This window comes from Azospirillum sp. INR13 (assembly GCF_015390205.1).
In the GTDB taxonomy this organism is placed as follows: Bacteria; Pseudomonadota; Alphaproteobacteria; order Azospirillales; family Azospirillaceae; genus Azospirillum.
The window spans coordinates 16,843-30,523 of sequence record NZ_VUOI01000017.1; the positions used below are offsets into that span (position 1 = coordinate 16,843).

9 protein-coding genes and 2 pseudogenes are annotated in these 13,681 nt (G+C 69.2%); 5 read left to right on the plus strand and 6 right to left on the minus strand.

Going from position 1 to position 13,681, the window contains the following annotated elements:
- Window positions 1-9: 9 nt before the first annotated feature.
- On the minus strand, window positions 10-3,591 hold the full coding sequence (locus tag F1643_RS13605; protein ID WP_370540587.1) for a PAS domain-containing protein: 3,582 nt from the start codon (window positions 3,589-3,591) through the stop codon (window positions 10-12).
- A 65-nt stretch (window positions 3,592-3,656) separates the two neighbouring features.
- Here F1643_RS13605 and F1643_RS23215 point away from each other — a divergent pair, with 65 nt between their 5' ends.
- From F1643_RS23215 to F1643_RS13615, 3 genes and pseudogenes are all read left to right on the plus strand, one after another.
- Complete coding sequence (locus F1643_RS23215) at window positions 3,657-4,313, plus strand: transporter substrate-binding domain-containing protein (protein WP_255542763.1); 657 nt, start codon at window positions 3,657-3,659, stop codon at window positions 4,311-4,313.
- A gap of 121 nt (window positions 4,314-4,434) precedes the next feature.
- Window positions 4,435-4,734, plus strand: coding sequence for a hypothetical protein (locus F1643_RS23220; protein WP_255542764.1), 300 nt, complete (start codon window positions 4,435-4,437; stop codon window positions 4,732-4,734).
- A 231-nt stretch (window positions 4,735-4,965) separates the two neighbouring features.
- Window positions 4,966-6,680, plus strand: a pseudogene (locus F1643_RS13615) (MFS transporter).
- Window positions 6,681-6,782: 102 nt separating this feature from the next.
- On the opposite strand, the gene F1643_RS23225 reads toward F1643_RS13615, so the two are convergent.
- Together F1643_RS23225 and F1643_RS24795 are read right to left on the minus strand one after the other, a co-directional pair.
- Window positions 6,783-7,397, minus strand: coding sequence for a hypothetical protein (locus tag F1643_RS23225; RefSeq protein WP_194913720.1), 615 nt, complete (start codon window positions 7,395-7,397; stop codon window positions 6,783-6,785).
- Between the two features lie 190 nt (window positions 7,398-7,587).
- Window positions 7,588-7,965 (minus strand): annotated as a pseudogene (locus F1643_RS24795) (hypothetical protein); the annotation flags it as partial.
- A gap of 255 nt (window positions 7,966-8,220) precedes the next feature.
- On the opposite strand from F1643_RS24795, the gene F1643_RS23235 reads away from it, so the two are divergent.
- Complete coding sequence (locus F1643_RS23235; RefSeq protein ID WP_255542766.1) at window positions 8,221-9,660, plus strand: sodium:solute symporter; 1,440 nt, start codon at window positions 8,221-8,223, stop codon at window positions 9,658-9,660.
- On the plus strand, window positions 9,588-11,717 hold the full coding sequence (locus tag F1643_RS23240) for a NahK/ErcS family hybrid sensor histidine kinase/response regulator (protein ID WP_255542767.1): 2,130 nt from the start codon (window positions 9,588-9,590) through the stop codon (window positions 11,715-11,717). The genes F1643_RS23235 and F1643_RS23240 overlap by 73 nt, the downstream gene beginning before the upstream one ends.
- Window positions 11,718-11,863: 146 nt before the next feature.
- On the opposite strand, the gene F1643_RS13635 is transcribed toward F1643_RS23240, so the two are convergent.
- The 3 genes from F1643_RS13635 to F1643_RS13640 all read right to left on the minus strand — a co-directional run bounded on the left by F1643_RS13635 (window position 11,864) and on the right by F1643_RS13640 (window position 13,654).
- On the minus strand, window positions 11,864-12,331 hold the full coding sequence (locus tag F1643_RS13635) for a response regulator transcription factor (protein ID WP_255542768.1): 468 nt from the start codon (window positions 12,329-12,331) through the stop codon (window positions 11,864-11,866).
- Entirely contained in the window at window positions 12,328-12,513 is a 186-nt protein-coding gene (locus F1643_RS23245) for a hypothetical protein (protein ID WP_255542769.1), read from the minus strand. The genes F1643_RS13635 and F1643_RS23245 overlap by 4 nt, the downstream gene beginning before the upstream one ends.
- Before the next feature lie 127 nt (window positions 12,514-12,640).
- On the minus strand, window positions 12,641-13,654 hold the full coding sequence (locus F1643_RS13640; protein WP_194913724.1) for a hypothetical protein: 1,014 nt from the start codon (window positions 13,652-13,654) through the stop codon (window positions 12,641-12,643).
- Window positions 13,655-13,681: the final 27 nt, after the last annotated feature.

A 13,681-nucleotide genomic window follows, 5' to 3' on the forward strand; every position in this document is an offset into this window, starting at 1 on the left:
ACCGGCTGTTTACGCCCCCTGCAGCATCCCCTGCACCGCATCCATCGCCGCAAGCCCGCGGCCGAACACCGATTCCGCGGTCGCGGCAAGCTCCTGGGCTTCGACGCGGCGGCCTTCGCGCATGCCGTCCTCCACCGCGCGCATCAGGCCGACGAAGCGGGTCAGGCCGAAATGGCTGGCGGCCCCAGCCAGCCGATGGGCGATGTCCTCGATCTCGTCGTCGGGCGTATCGGCGGCGGTCAGGCGGGGCAGCCCCTCCTGCGCCGAATCCAGCAGCAGCCCGCGGATGGTGGCGAAGCGCGCCGGGCCGAGGGAGCGGATATAGCGCTCCAGGATTTCGTCGCTCACATCCTCCTCCACGAGCAGCGGGCGGGAAGGGATCGTGACGGCGGTCTCGTCGCCGCCCGTGTCCTCACCATCGCCGCCGCCATCACCGCCGCCATCACCGCGCGAGGCGACGGCGTTGGACAGCAGGTGCATCAGCCGCTCCGGGAAGATCGGCTTTTCGATCACCGCGTCGATGCCGGCGGTGATATAGCGGGCGCGGTCGGCGGCGAAGACGTTGGCCGTCACCGCGACGATCGGCACCGCCGCCCGGTCGGCATCCGCGAAGGCCCGGATGCGGCGCGCCACCTCCGGCCCGTCGATGTCGGCAGGCGGATGTCGAGCAGCACGGCGTCGAAGCGCCGCCGGGCCGCCAGTTCCAGCGCCTTCTCCCCCGTTCGGCGACGGTGATGCGGTGGCCGGCGTCGGACAGCAGGCCCAGCGCCACCTCCCGGTTGATCGCGTCGTCTTCCACCAGCAGCAGGGCCAGCGACCGCACCCGGCTGATCGGCAGGAGCCGGCCGGGCCGCCGCGCCGGCAGGGCGGTTTCCTCCACCCGCTGCAGCGGGATGGTGACGGTGAAGACGCTGCCCAGCCCGACCGCGCTGTCGACCCGGATGCTGCCCTGCATGGCGTCCAGCAGGTGCCGCACGATGGCGAGCCCCCAGCCCGCTGCCGCCGAAGCGCCGGGCGATGGTCGGGTCGGCCTGTTCCAGCTTCTCGAAGAATGGCGGCGCGGCGTTCCGGCGGCACGCCGATGCCGGTGTCGCGCACGGCGAGCCTCAGCATTTCCCCGGTCTCACCGATCCCGGAACGTTCCGGAGCCGGTTCGATATCGACGCGCAGATCGACCCCACCGCGTTCCGTGAACTTCACCGCATTGCCGACGAGGTTCACCAGGATCTGGCGCAGCCGCTGGCGGTCGATCACCACCAGTTCCGGCACCTCCGGCGCGATGTCGAGGTCGAGGTCGATGCCCTTCTCGTTCGCCAGTCCTTCCACCGTCGCAACGACCTCTTCCAGCACCGGCAGCAGGGCGCAGGGAGCGGGGTCGAGATCGAGCTTGCCGTCCTCGATCTTGCGCAGATCGAGGATGTCGTTGACCTGATCGAGCAGCCCGTGGCCGCAGCGCATGATCGACATGGCATAGCGCCGCTCGCCGGCATGCAGCTGCCCGGTCAGCAGAAGCCGGCACAGGCCGAGGATGCCGTTCAGCGGGGTGCGCATCTCGTGGCTGACGGTGGCGAGGAATTCGGTCTTGGCGGCGTCGGCGCGCTCCGCCCGCTCCTTGGCCTGCCTCAGCTCCTCGCGCGCCCGGCGTGAGGCGGTGACGTCGTTGGCGACGCAGATGATGCGGCAGCGGCCGTCGCCCGACCATTCGAAGGGATGGCGCTGCAGGGCGAAGACGGCAGTTTCACCGTTGCGGGCGAGAACGAGCTCCTCCACACCCAGCGACCGCATGGAGCCGGGATCGCCGCCGGCCAGCGCCCGCCCGGTCTCCGGACCCAGCACCTCAGCCAGGGTGCGGTCCTCGATGTCGGCGCGGCGGGTGCCGAAGCAATCCTCCGCCGCCCGGTTCCACAGCACGACGCGGCCGGTATCGCCATCCAGCACGTAGAGCACGCTCGGCACATTGTCGATCACGGCGTCCAGGAAGGCCTGGGTCCGGCGCAGCAGTTCCTCCGCCTCGCGGCGGCGGGTGATGTCGACCACCGAACTCAGCAGCACCTCCTCCCCCTGGAATTCGAAGGCGATGCCGGACAGCAGGCCCCACAGCCGCCGGCCGGTGCGGGTCACCAACTCCGTCTCCACGTCCAGAGCCAGACCGCTGGCGAAGACGTCGCGGACGAACTCCTCCCGCACCGCCGGCACATACCAGACGGTGGCGGCCGGCCGGCCCAGCAGTTCGCCGGCATCGGCGGCCTCGAACAGGTCGGCGGCGCGGCGATTGACGAAGCGGATCTGGCCATCGGCGCGGCCGGAGATCACCAGAGGGACCGGCGCCGCCTCCAGCACCGTGCGCAGCCACTGCTCGTTGCGGCGCAGCGCCTCGCTCTTGTCCTCCGTCTCCTGGATGTAGAAGCGCAGCGCGCGGGCCAACTCGCCGATCTCGTCGGCGCCGGTCGCCGGCACCTCCGCCCTGCCCCCCCCGGTGCGGTCGCGGATCGCCTCGCTGACCGCCCACAGACGGGCCAGCACCTTGCGCCGGACATACAGCACCGACAGCACCATACCCAGCACCACCACCCCGACGGAGGCGAAGAACAGGCGGGTGTAGGTGGTCGATACCTCGATCACCTGCTGGCGGCTTTCCTCCGCCGCCTTGGTCTGCTCGACGAAGATGCCGGTGTTGAGGCCGGTGTTGACCAGCGACACCTGATTGGCGCGGTCGACCAACCCGTTCAGCGCCTCCGACGCCTGCAACTCGGCCTGACGCTGGCGGAAGACGGAGCGGTCGCCCTCCACCACCGCGCGCATGCCCTCGGCCAGACGGGCCAGCCGGTCCGATACGCCATCGACAGACACTCCCGGTACCGATGCGGCGAGGCTCTCCAGCTGCGCCGCCGCGCCGTCGGCCAGCCGGGCCAGGGCGAAGCTGTTCTCCGCCTGATGGACCGACGCGATCAGGAACAGAAGCCGCTCGGCCATCGCCAGCCAGCGCTGAACGCCCACGTCCTCGACCCCGCGCAGTCCCGGTTCCGCCAGGGCATCGGCCATCCGCCGCACGTCGCGGGTGCGGTCGGCCAAGGCGCGGCGGGCGGCGACGCGGGCGGTCACGCCGCGGTCGATGGCGTCGCGCAGCCGCAGGATCTCGTCGCGCTGCTGCTTCAGCCCGGCGATCCGCCTTGCCTGGGGGGCGTCGGACGAGTCCATCTCCGCCAGCAGTCGATCATAGCCGTCCAGCTGGTCCGCCAACCCCTGCTTGATCGTTTCACGGCCGAAATTGTCGTCCGACAGGGCCAATTGTTCCAGGGTCCGCATGATCCGCTGATGCTGGCGCTCCAGCTTGGCGGAGGCGACGACGGCCGGAAACTGCTCCGACGTCACCTTGGTGATCCCGGCGTGCAGGCCGTCGAAGGCGATGTAGGCACCAAGCCCGATCAGGAAGGCGACCAGACCATTGAAGGCGAGCGCGCCGAACAGTCGCGCGCCGACGCCGATCCTCACCACGCCCGCCTTGCCGGCTTCGGACCTGCCGGCCTCCGACTTGCTGCCGCCCGCCATTCCCAATCCCGCCAGTCCCGTCCAGACGCCCAGCCCCGACACCCCCAATCGTTTGCGCGGTGCCGTGGGCAGCGTATCATAGCGACGCCGTAGGATAAGGGAGAAGGATGGGGCTGAAGCCTGTTGCCGCCGCGCTGGGACTGATTATGGCGCTCGTCCCGGCGGTCGGCGGAACCGCCGCCGGGGCACAGCCGGATGCCCAGCTGGACGCGCAGCCCGTGCCGACCGGCGACCGCCCCGTCCTGGCGGAAATCGAGAGGCGGGGGGTGGTTCGCTGCGGCGTGTCCTTCAATCCCGGCTTCGCCGCCAACGACGACAACGGGCGGCCGGTCGGCTTCATGGTCGATCTGTGCCGGGCACTGGCCGCCGCCGTCCTGGGCAAGGCCGACGCCGTGGAGATCCGCCGCCTGTCCAAGCCGCAGGAATTCGACGCCGTCGCCGCCGGCGAGGTCGACGTCTCCTTCGCCCAGACCTCCTGGACGCTGAGCCGCGACGCGACCTACGCCGTCGATTTCGGCCCGCCGGTCTTCCATGACGTGCACGGAATCGCCGCGTGGCGCCTGCCCGACGGCCGGTCGGCGCTGGACGGAACGGAGCTGACGGTCTGCGTCCCGTCCGGAACCACAACCCAGGCCGAGTTGGAGGCGCTGGTCGCCGGCGGAAAGCGGCCCTGGAAGCTGCGGAGCTTCCCGGCTGGCCCGATGCGCTGGAGGCCTTTCTCAGCCGCGACTGCGCGGCACTCAGCGCCGACCGGGCCCTGCTGACCACCGCGCTGCATATGCTGGAGTCGCCGAAGGAGGCGCTGGAGATCGCCGACGCCCCACTCCCGTCACGCGAGCCGCTGGCGCCGCTGACGCGAATGCCGACCGCATGTGGATGGCGGCGGTGCGCTGGACCATCTATGCGCTGTTCCTGGCCGAGGATGCCGGCGTGACCGGCGCCAACGCCAATTTCCAGCGGATCACCGGCAACAGCGAGATGCGGCGCCTGCTGTCCGGCCTGCCGGAGGTCGCGGCGAAGGCGGGCCTGCGCCCGGACTGGGCCTATCAGGCGGTGGTGCAGGTCGGGAATTACGGCGAGATCTTCGAACGCAACCTGGGAAGCAGGTCGCCATACAAGCTGGACCGCGGACCGAACCGGCCCTGGACCCAGGGCGGACTGCTCTACGCCCCCGTTTTCCAGTAGGCGTCACCGTTCGGGCGGAGGCGTCGCACCTGCCCAAAAGATCACTGTATTCCAATACCGCAACGCCTGATACCCCCGACCATGGTAGGGGGTGACGCGGATAATTTGGTAAGCACACTATCGGTCAGAAAACCAAGGAGCGGGCTCGGTCATCAGTTCATATGACTGCAATGCACCGCTCGCTAAAAACCAACCGTTATGCATGACTATTCACTTGGGAGGGTGAAGACCATGGCCTATGCGGCTTCGTCGGGCGATGCCGTCCGACCGATGACAGGCGAGGAGAAGAAAGTCATCTTCGCGTCCTCGCTCGGAACCGTTTTCGAGTGGTACGACTTCTATCTCTACGGTTCGCTCAGCGCGGTTATCGCCGCGCAGTTCTTTTCCGGGGTCAACCCGACCGCGGCCTTCATCTTCGCGCTGATGGCCTTTGCCGCCGGCTTCGCCGTCCGGCCCTTCGGCGCCCTGGTCTTCGGCCGCCTCGGCGACATGATCGGCCGCAAATACACTTTCCTGGTCACCATCCTGATCATGGGCGTGTCGACCTTCATCGTCGGCATCCTGCCCAACTACGCATCCATCGGCATCGCCGCCCCGATCATCCTGATCATCCTGCGCCTGCTGCAGGGCCTGGCGCTGGGCGGCGAATACGGCGGCGCCGCGACCTACGTGCCGAACATGCGCCGCACGGCCGCCGCGGCAACTACACCTCCTGGATCCAGACCACCGCGACTCTCGGCCTGTTCCTGTCGCTGCTGGTCATCCTGGGCTGCCGGGTGTCGATGTCGCCGGAGGATTTCAACGCCTGGGGCTGGCGCATCCCGTTCCTGATCTCCATCGTGCTGCTCGGCATCTCGGTGTGGATCCGCCTGATGCTGAACGAATCGCCTGCCTTCAAGAAGATGAAGGACGAGGGCAAGCACTCCAAGGCGCCGCTGACCGAATCCTTCGGTGAATGGAAGAACCTGAAGATCGTGCTGCTCGCCCTGTTCGGCCTCGTCGCCGGCCAGGCCGTGGTGTGGTACACGGGCCAGTTCTACGCCCTGTTCTTCCTGACCCAGACGCTGAAGGTCGATGCCCAGGCGGCCAACCTGATGATCGCGGCGGCCCTGCTGATCGGCACGCCCTTCTTCGTGATCTTCGGCACGCTGGCCGACAAGATCGGCCGCAAGCCGATCATCATGGCCGGCCTGCTGCTGGCCTGCCTGACCTACTTCCCGCTTTTCAAGGGCATCACCCACTACGCCAACCCGGCGCTGGAGGAAGCCATCGCGACCTCGCCGGTCGTCGTGGTCGCCGATCCGAACGAATGCTCGTTCCAGTTCAACCCGGTCGGCACCAGCCAGTTCACCAGCTCCTGCGACATCGCCAAGAGCGCGCTGGTCCGGCGCGGCATCCCCTACACCAACGAAGCGGCCCCGGCGGGCACCGTCGCCTCGATCAAGGTCGGCAGCACGGTCATCCCCAGCTACACCGCAGCCCCGCAGGCCAGCACGACCGTGTCGCTCAGCCACGGCCCGACCGCCTCGCACGCGCCGACCGACGCCAAGGCCGCCGGCGCCGCCTTCGACAAGGGCCTGGGCGATGCGCTGAAGACCGCCAACTATCCGCCGAAGGCCGATCCGGCCCGCATCGACACGGTGATGGTCGTCGCCCTGCTGACCGTCCTGGTCATCTACGTGACCATGGTCTACGGCCCGATCGCCGCGATGCTGGTGGAGATGTTCCCGACCCGCATCCGCTACACCTCGATGTCGCTGCCCTACCACATCGGCAACGGCTGGTTCGGCGGCTTCCTGCCGACCACCTCCTTCGCCATCGTGGCGGCGACCGGCGACATCTACTCGGGCCTCTGGTACCCGATCATCATCGCCGCCGCGACCCTGGTGATCGGCCTCCTGTTCGTCCGCGAAACCAAGGACGTGGACATCTACCAGCACGACTGAGGCGGATTTGACCGGGACGCAGATTTGACCGGGCCATAATTCGGCAAAAGGAAACGGGCGGAGGGGATGACCCTCCGCCCGCTTGCCGTTCGCAATCCGCCGTCAGGCGATGGACAGCGTCGCCTGCTGCTGCAGGGCATCGGACGAGGCGAAAGCCGTGCCGGTGCTGGTGCCGAGCGGGGCGGCGCTGCGGCCCTCCTCATAGCCCTGGGCGACGTAATGGGCGGTCGCCGCCTGCAGGTCGCCGCCGAAGGCCGCCTGCAGGTCCGGATAGCGCGCCAGATAGGCGGAGGCGTCGAAGTCCAGGCTCCGCCCCTCGTTCCGGCCGTAGGTCGCGTAATGCAGCGCCGCCGCCGTCGGATCGTTGCCGAAGGCCTGGATCAGGTCCGGATTGGCCGCCAGATAGCTGGTGGCGTCGAAGTCGGCCTGACGGTTCTCGTTGCGGCCGACCTCGATGTAGTGGCGGGTCGCCTCCGCCGTGTCGGTGCCGAAGGCCGCGGCAAGATCGGGGTTGTCGGCCAGATAGCCGGCGGCGTTGAAGGTCAGGGCGCGCCCTTCGCTCCAGCCGAAGGTCCGGTAATGGTCGAAGGCGGCGTCGCTTTCGGTGTTGTAGACGGCGGCGAGGTCCGGGTTGGCCGCGAGGTAGGACAAGGCGTCGAACACCGGGGCGGTGGCGCTGGCAACCGTCTGGTCGGTGTACTGGATGAACTCGGACATTGGACAGCCGGTCGTAGCCGCCGGCGTCGATCACGTAGATCTCGCCGTTGTGTTTGACGGCACCGCTGTCTGCGAGCGATGCGCTGCGGGCGACCGTGTCGATCCCGTCGCTGCCGTCGATGATGTTCACGCCGCTGCCGCCATCCAGCAGATCGTCGCCCATGCCGCCGTTGATGGTGTCGTCGCCGGCATAGGCGCGGATCGTGTCGTTGAAGTCCGACCCGGTAAAGCTGTCGTTGCCGCCCAGCAGCGCGGCGCGGATCGCTTCCGGATCGGTGCCGGCGGCCTCCCAGTCCAGCGCCGTCGCGACCGGCAGGTTCAACTGCGACACCGACAGTCCGGGAATGCCGTTCGTCGAGTTGGTGACGCTGGAGATCGTTCCTCCGGTCAAGGACTGGCCGGCGGCGTCATAGGTGAAATTGCCGCGGAAATCGGTGGAGCGGCCATCGGCATAGTTGATGACGAGCTGGTTGGGTGTGGCCACGGCAACCGTGCCGCCCCGGATGCCCGTAACCCCGAGATCGTCGGTGTTGATGCTGGTCTGGGGACCGGCGCTGACCGATACCATTCGGACTCTCCTTAACCTTGCGTGTTCGACCAAAGGCTTCACAGCCCGGCAGAAAGAACAACGGAAGACCGGATGTGTCCCGGCATCTCCGGGCGTGCGGTCGGACGGCCCCCCTTTGCCCCGCTCGGTGGCGAGGCCATTCTTTTGCGCGGGGTCGAAGGTGGGAGCCGAACGGGGGCGCGGCGCCGGCACGCGCTCTGTGCTAGGCTGCCGCCCGCAGGGAGAGAAAATCAAAAGCGGGATGCGAAAAGCCCCATGGAAAGCTGGTTCATCCTGGCCGCGTCGATGGCCTATCTGCTGTCGCTGTTCGCCATCGCGTGGTACGGCGACCGGACCGGCGATCAGGGCGCCGAGCGGCGCACGCCCTGGCTCTATGCTCTGAGCTTCGGCGTCTACTGCACCTCCTGGACCTTCTACGGCGCGGTGGGGCGGGCGGCCACCGGGGGCTTCTATTTCCTGCCGATCTATATCGGGCCGATCCTGATGATCGGTTTGGGCTGGCCGGTGCTGGCCCGCATCGTGCGGGTGGCGAAATCGGAGAATGTCGTCTCCATCTCCGACTTCCTGTCGGCCCGCTACGGCAAGAGCCGCAGCCTGGCCGCTCTCGTCACCGTCGCCGCGGTGATCGGGCTGCTGCCCTACATCGCCCTCCAATTGAAGGCGATCAGCGTCAGCTTCGAGATTTTGGCCGGGGCGTCGCTGGGCACCGACCTCAACCAGATGCCGGGCGGCACCGCGCTGATGGCCGCCTTGCTGATGGCGGCTTTCGCCATCCTGTTCGGCGTGCGCAGCGTGTCGGCCAACGAACACCACCGCGGCCTGATGATGGCCATCGCCGCGGAATCGGTGGTGAAGCTGGCGGCGGCGCTGGCGGTGGGCGGCGCCATCGCCTATTCGGTCTTCGGCGACCCGGCCACCTTCTTCGAAGCGGCGGCGAACCATCCCGGCTTCCTCGACCTGATCCGCTTGGACAGCATCGGCGCGGACTGGTGGGTGGCCTGCCTCCTGTCGGCGCTGGCGATCCTGTGCCTGCCGCGCCAGTTCCATGTCGCGGTGGTGGAGAACACCCATGGCGGCGACGTGCGGTCGTCGGCCAAGCTGTTTCCGGCCTATCTGGTCGCCATCAACCTGTTCGTGCTGCCGGTGGCGCTGGCCGGGCTGATGCTGTTCCCGGACGGCACGACCAATGCCGACACCTTCATGGTCTCCATCCCCTTGAGCCAGGGCTGGCCGTGGCTGGCGCTGGCCGCCTTCATCGGCGGCCTGTCGGCGGCCACCAGCATGATCCTGGTGGAGATGGTGGCGCTCAGCACCATGATCTGCAACGACGTCGCCGTGCCGCTGCTGATGGCGCTGCGCCCCGACGACCGGCGGCTGCGCGACGACCCGGCGGGCATCCTGCTGCTGATCCGCCGGTCGGCGGTGATCGTGCTGGTCCTGCTGTCCTACGGCTGCTACCGGCTGATCGGCCCGGCCTTTCCGCTGGCGACCATCGGCATGATGAGCTTCACCGCGGTGGCACAGTTCGCCCCCGCCCTGCTCGGCGGCCTGATCTGGAGCCGCGCCAGCCGAAGCGGCGCCTTCGCCGGCATCTGCGCCGGCTTCCTCGGCTGGCCTACACCATGCTGCTGCCGTCCTTCGCCGATGCGGGATGGCTGGCTTCCAGCGCCTTGCGGGAGGGGCCGTTCGGCCTGACCGGCCTCAGCCCGGTGGCGCTGGCCGGCATCGCCGGCATCGACCCGCTGACCAATGCCGCGCTGTGGAGCCTGGGGCCGAACATCCTGCTGTTCGTGCTGGTCTCTCTGCTGACCCGACCGTCGACGCTGGAGCGCCAGCAGGCCGCGCGCTTCATCAGCCTGCGCCGCTCCGCCGACGGCGAGGCTACCGGGCCGCGCGGCGCCACGCTGGCCGACCTGCACGATCTCGCGGTGCGCTATGTCGGGCAGGCCCGCGCCGACACCGCCTTCTGCCGCTTCACCGGGGTGGAGGACGGCGATCTGCGCACCGCGCTGCTGACCCGCACCGATGGCGAGGCGATCCAGCTGACCGAGCGGCTGCTCGCCGGCGCCGTCGGCTCCGCCTCGGCCCGCGTGGTGGTGGCCGGCCTCTTGTCCGACCGCCGGCTGTCGCGCACCGATGCGCGGTCCATCATCGACGAGGCGTCGCGCGCCATCCTGAAGCAGCATGAGCTGCTGCGCGCCACCGTGGAAAACGTGCCGCAGGGCATCGCCGTGTTCGACGAGGATTGGCGCGTCGCCACCTGGAACAACCAGTTCCTGGTCCTGCTGGACCTGCCCGACGGCTTCGTGCAGGTCGGCACCTCGCTGCAGGAGATCGTCGGGCTGATCGCGCGGCGCGGCGAATATGGCCGCAACGGCGAGATCGAAACCCTGCTGGAGCGCCGTTCCGACCCGCGCCGCCGCAACAAGCCGGACGTCTACGAGCGGGTGCGTCCCGACGGCACGGTGCTGGAGATCGCCACCAACCCGATGCCGGGTCCGAAGCCCGGCGGCGGTGGCTTCGTCGCCGTCTACACCGACGTCACCGAACGCCACCGTGCCGCCGCCGCCCTGCGCGAAGCCAACGAGACCTTGGAACGCCGTATCGAGGAGCGCACCCACGCCCTGTCCGAAGCAAAGGCGGAGGCCGAGCGCGCCAACCGCGGCAAGACCCGCTTCCTCGCCGCCGCCAGCCACGACCTGCTGCAGCCGCTGCACGCCGCCCGCCTGTTCCTGTCCGCGCTGGCCGAGCGCAACGGCGACAGCGCCATCCGCCAGATCGACACCTCCTTGCGGTCGGTGGAGCAGATCCTGGGCGACCTGCTGGACGTCTCCAAGATCGACAGCGGCGTGGTGAAGCCGAACCCGGTGCCGATGCGCATCGAGGATCTGCTGAAGCCGCTGGGCGAGGAGTTCACCGTGCTGGCAAGCCGCCACGGGCTGGCGCTGCGCGTGGTGGAGTGTTCGGCCATCGTGCACAGCGACCCGACGCTGCTGCGGCGCATCCTGCAGAACTACCTCGCCAACGCGGTGCGCTACACCCGGACCGGCCGCATCCTGCTGGGCTGCCGCCGCCGTGGAAATTTCCTGTCGATCGAGGTGTGGGACACCGGCCCCGGCATCCCCGAGCACAAGGTGCCGGAAATCTTCATGGAGTTCCGGCAGCTCGACAACGACGCCGACGACCGCGGCAAGGGTCTGGGGCTCGGCCTCGCCATCGTCGAGCGTCTGGCCGGCATCCTCGGCCATACGGTGCAGGTGCGCTCCAGGGTCGGGCGCGGCAGCGCCTTTTCGGTCCTGGTGCCGCTGACCGACGAGCCGGTCGCCGCCCGCGCCGTGGTGGTCCGCCCGCGCGGCCGCGACCTGAGCGGCGTCCTTGTGCTCTGCCTGGAGAACGAGCCCGCCATCGCCCGCGCCACCGAGGATCTGCTGTCGAGCTGGTCCTGCCGCGTCGTCACCGCGGCGTCCCCCGACCTCGCCCTGGCGAAGCTGGGAGGACGCACGCCCGACGTGATCCTGACCGACTACCACCTCGACCGCAGCCTGACGGGGGTGGAGGCCTTGGCGACCCTGCGCGCGGCGCTGGGCAGCGACCTTCCCGCCGCCGTCGTCACCGCCGACCGCGACGCCGCCGTGCGCGAGGACATCGAAGGCGCCGGCTGCCGACTGCTCTACAAGCCGGTGCGTCCAGGCGCGCTACGGGCGCTGCTGGGGCAGTTACTGGCGGAGGGGCAGCGGATGGCGGGCGACTGACGCGCCATGCACCTCCACAACCCTCCCCCTCTTCGAGGGAGAGGGTGCCTTATGCTAAGCGGCGGCAGTCCCCTCTCCCGCGATCGGACCGGCCTTTGGCCGGCCGAGGGCGGGGGAGGGTTAGGGAGGGGCACCCGTCGCTTCCCTCACTCCACCGGCGGCGGCGGAGCCGACGACAGCGCCAACTGGCTCGCCAGAACCGCGGCCTGCGTCCTCGTCAGCACGCCCAGCTTGCGCAGGATCGTCGTGACGTGGGCCTTCACCGTCGTCTCGGCGACGTTCATCTCGTAAGCGATCTGCTTGTTCAGCTTGCCTTCGGCGATGCCGGCCAGGACGCGGAGCTGCTGGGGGGTCAGGGTGGCGGCGCGCTGGGCGGGGTCGGGGGCGTCGGTCTCGGGACCGCCCTTGATCTCCGGCAGCCACAGCTCACCATCCAGGACGGCATGGATCGCCTCGACGATCTGGGTGTTGGGGGCGGATTTCGGCACGAAGCCGGAGGCGCCATAGTCGATGGCGCGCTGGATCGTCACCGGATCCTCGGACGCCGACACCACGATCACCGGGATCGCCGGATGTTCGGAGCGCAGCATCATCAGCCCGATCAGGCCGCTCATGCCGGGCATGTGCAGGTCGAGCAGGATGATGTCCGGCGGCTCCCGGTGTCCAGCAGCGGCTTGATCTGCTCGAATCGCGACGCCTCCAGGATCACGGCGCCGGGGATCGCCTGCCCGATGGTCTGGGTCAGGGCGGTGCGCATCAGCGGGTGGTCGTCGGCGATCAGAATGCGGTGCGACATCGGCCTACTTGGACTTTCCGGGTATGGACATTCCGGGTTTAAAACCGTTCCAGCAGTATCCGCTTGCAGCCACCCGTTGACAACTGCGCCCAATGCCGCGCGTCGACGTTTCCGAGAGATTTTACCCTTATCCGTCCGCGGACGGAATGGCCCCGGCGCTGGTGCGTTCGTGAATGGCCTGTCGCCGGAAGCGGTACAACTCCGCCGGCCGGCCGCCGGTCTGGCTTTCATAGCGCCCGGTGGGCTCGACGAAGCCGCCGGAGATCATCAGACGCCGGAAATTCTGCTTGTGCACCCGCTCGCCAGACAACGCCTCCACCACCAGCTGCAGCTGGTGCAGGGTGAAGGTCGGCGGCAGCAGTTCGAAGACGATGGGACGGTAGCGCAGCTTGCCGCGCAGCCGTTCCAGCGCGGTGGCCAGGATGCGCCGGCCGTCGCGCGCCATCGGCCGGCCGAGCGCCCGCGGCATCGGTCCGCCGGCCTGTACCGACGCATCGACCCGCGCGGCGAGGTCGCGGTCGCGGAAGGACTCCACCACCAGCCCGGCCTCGTAAAGCAGTTCGAAGCGCTCCAGGACCCGCTCCATGTCCCACTCGGCCCCGTCCAGGCCGAAAGCCATCTGGGCGCGCTCGGCCCGGCGCAGGCGGGTCTCCTCGTCGGGGGCCGAGGCGATCCAGCCGCCGAGCGCCGGGGCGATCACCCCGTCCAGCAGCGGCGGGCGCCGGTCGCGCCAGTCCTCCCACGGAAAATGGTCGTAGAGGTCGCGCCACTCGGCCGCGGCGTCGCCGCCCAGTGGGCCGTCGCGGACCAGGGCCAGATAGCCGACCACGACCGAGCGCGGACCGCCGAACAGTTCGTGCGGATCGCGGTAGCGGTCGCCGAAGGTGTAGAGCTGCTCGACATAGCGCAGCGCGAGGCCCGACAGCCCCTCCGCCACCGCGCGCACGCCCTCCTGCAGGGTGCGGAAACGGTCGGGCTCGAATGGCGCGCCGGGCAGGGCGTCGCGATGCGGCAACGGCTCGTCGCCGCGCCGGTGGTCTTCCGGCACGGAGAAGCCGCTGCGCACCGTCACCACGCGCGGCGTCCCGCCGGCCACCGCCACGATGGCGACCGACAGGCCGAGTTGGAGGGGCTGGGTCACGGTGCGCCCCTCTCCTTGCACCGGAGA

Excerpts from the sequence above, each read along its gene's own strand:
- F1643_RS23215 (WP_255542763.1), top strand. The coding sequence starts at position 3,657 with ATGGGGCTGAAGCCTGTTGCCGCCGCGCTGGGACTGATTATGGCGCTC.
- F1643_RS23225 (WP_194913720.1), bottom strand. The coding sequence starts at position 7,397 with ATGTCCGAGTTCATCCAGTACACCGACCAGACGGTTGCCAGCGCCACC.
- F1643_RS23235 (WP_255542766.1), top strand. The coding sequence starts at position 8,221 with ATGGAAAGCTGGTTCATCCTGGCCGCGTCGATGGCCTATCTGCTGTCG.
- F1643_RS23240 (WP_255542767.1), top strand. The coding sequence starts at position 9,588 with ATGCTGCTGCCGTCCTTCGCCGATGCGGGATGGCTGGCTTCCAGCGCC.
- F1643_RS13635 (WP_255542768.1), bottom strand. The coding sequence starts at position 12,331 with ATGAGCGGCCTGATCGGGCTGATGATGCTGCGCTCCGAACATCCGGCG.
- F1643_RS23245 (WP_255542769.1), bottom strand. The coding sequence starts at position 12,513 with ATGTCGCACCGCATTCTGATCGCCGACGACCACCCGCTGATGCGCACC.